Raw genomic sequence first — 2,232 nt, 5'->3', positions numbered from 1 at the left:
TTTCATCATTACCTCCATGCTCTTCATGCAACATTTTCAGAATCCCCCCAGCCCAATACCTGTTTCTTGGTTTGTAGAGACATGAGGCAGGTATTTCTTTCTTGTCTCCAACAAATACAGATGCCTCCACCCAAGCCTTTGGTACCTTATTGAAAATGAAACCCAACTGCTTCACAAGTTCTTCTCTCAACTGTTCTGCCTCCTGATGTGAGAAATTTCCCAAAGGCTTTAACTCTATGACATAACCCAATGGAGGATCAGCAGGGAGGCTGTCTCCCATTCCCTCATTGCCATGACTCTGATTTCCATTGTAACAACCTGCTAAAAACAAGATTGAGATTCCAGCTATAAACAGCAATAACTTCTTCATAGAATATTCTTTTTATTTGTATTTTGCATAAATCAATACCGGTCTTCTCCTAGAAGATTCCTTGTATATCTGCATCACTTTCTCCACGCAGCTCCTTGATACAGTAAAGCAGCCACGACTCTCTGTTCCCAGCGGAATATACTCCTTCTCACCGGAGAATCTTGTCACCTTGCCAGCAGAATGAATCAGGATGCCACGGGCTTCTGCCAGATAATTGCTCTTGTCGAGCCCTCGAAGGCGAACGCAGTTCTTGAACTTCATTCCACCTTTTCCTATCATGAAATATCTTCCAAGACTCGTGCATCCGCTTCCAGGGTTATTACTGAACATTGGTTGGGCTGCTGTATTTCCCTTACCACTTCCATGCATGCAATAGCTGCTCATTACTCTTTTGCCACGCTGCAAGTCATAGATAAAGAATCTCTTTTTGCCAGATGGAATGGAGAAATCCACCAGAATATAGTAATCCGTACTGTATCCCCGTCTGTCGCAATAATCTCTTACTTGCGTCAGGTTCTCACAATCCACCTGATGGTACCACTCTTTAGCATCCACCGTATTCTTAAAAAACGGCTTCGTGAACCCATTATAAATAGGTGGAACGAAAAGAACACCGAAGACAAGCAGAACCAGTATTCCCAATATAATCAATAACTTCTTCATAATTAACTTGTGTATAATCAAAACATTGATTTTCTATTCCCTGACACATGTCAGATTCATCTCTTGCTTAAGAAACTCGATAATCTCATTGCGCCTGTTTACCAAGATATAATGGTTTTCTTCTGGAACAAAGAACAAGCCGCCATGAACTCCCATCTTACTGAGCCTGCTTGCCTGACTTGGCATCAAACGTGAAGAATGATCCTGACCGCCACCAATCAGATTGATTCTACATGGCACCTTCCTCAATCCTCCAAGATTACAGGAGATAGATGTCAAACTCTTGAAATCCTTGGCATGTGATGAGTGCATGGTTGCCACTATCGCACTACCTCCATTTGAAAGCCCCATCAGATGAATCTGACGATGGTCGATGTGATAGCCCATTCGCTCCAGGGAAGGTATGTAATAGCTGAAAATCTCATTAATATCATGATTTGTGAAGATACCGCTCATGCTGCGAGTACCGATGCTCAGCACGATGCAGTTGTTCAGATCCTTCCAGATACCCTGATAGAGTTGCCAGTTGCCCAGGTATCCATGACAGAATATTACCAGCGGATATTTGAACCCGTTCTCCTTGCTCCATCTTACATTCTCATCTCCCTTAGGTTCGGAGATATAAACAGCCCTGTCGTTGGTTCCGAAAGCCTCGTTGAAAGCCTGCACATAGACTCCTGACATCGGATTATCTATACCAAGATTGTCATACGGGGTAAAGAAGTTATGAATCTTACCATTGGCAATATCCTGATTGGCTTGTGCAATAAGAGTACCGCCAACGCCCATCATGCTGATGACAGGTCGGGCAATCATCAGGTTTCTAATGCTAAAGTTCACTATCTCTTCTTCAGGAATCAGGGTATTGATGAGATATTGGGTAAGTGGAGGATACTTAGTATCCCCATTCTTATCCAGATAAACGAGTCTCACCCTGTCATTTGAGTCGATGCGATAACGGGGCATTGCCATCCACAGGCATACGAAGAAGAGCATCCAATAAGGTTTCATTCCCCATTTCTGTGTCCATGCCGGAAGCATCTCAAAGATGTGCTTCTTCCATACCAGGAAGAGCAGCATCAGCATGATGGTCTTGTAAAACAGAGAGGCAAAGAATGCCCAAGCCACTACGAGCAATACAGATATAATACATTTCTTAGTCATATATTCTTCTTTTGTATGTTGGGTTATTTCGATAC

The 2,232-nt window shown here is 43.0% G+C and carries 3 protein-coding genes; all 3 read right to left on the bottom strand.

The features are described from left to right. Positions 1-370 (bottom strand): hypothetical protein (locus tag ACQRBJ_RS15875; RefSeq protein ID WP_445304210.1); only part of this gene is annotated, 370 nt, incomplete at its 3' end. A 12-nt stretch (positions 371-382) separates the two neighbouring features. Beyond that, complete coding sequence (locus tag ACQRBJ_RS15870) at positions 383-1,033, bottom strand: murein L,D-transpeptidase catalytic domain-containing protein (RefSeq protein WP_445304209.1); 651 nt, start codon at positions 1,031-1,033, stop codon at positions 383-385. A 33-nt stretch (positions 1,034-1,066) separates the two neighbouring features. Continuing rightward, on the bottom strand, positions 1,067-2,232 hold a 1,166-nt coding region (locus ACQRBJ_RS15865; RefSeq protein WP_445304208.1), incomplete at its 5' end, for a hypothetical protein.

This window comes from Prevotella sp. SGI.167 (assembly GCF_050313615.1).
Classification (GTDB): Bacteria; Bacteroidota; Bacteroidia; order Bacteroidales; family Bacteroidaceae; genus Prevotella.
The sequence above is the reverse complement of the archived record's forward strand: the minus strand, read 5'-3'. Positions and strand labels throughout refer to the sequence as shown.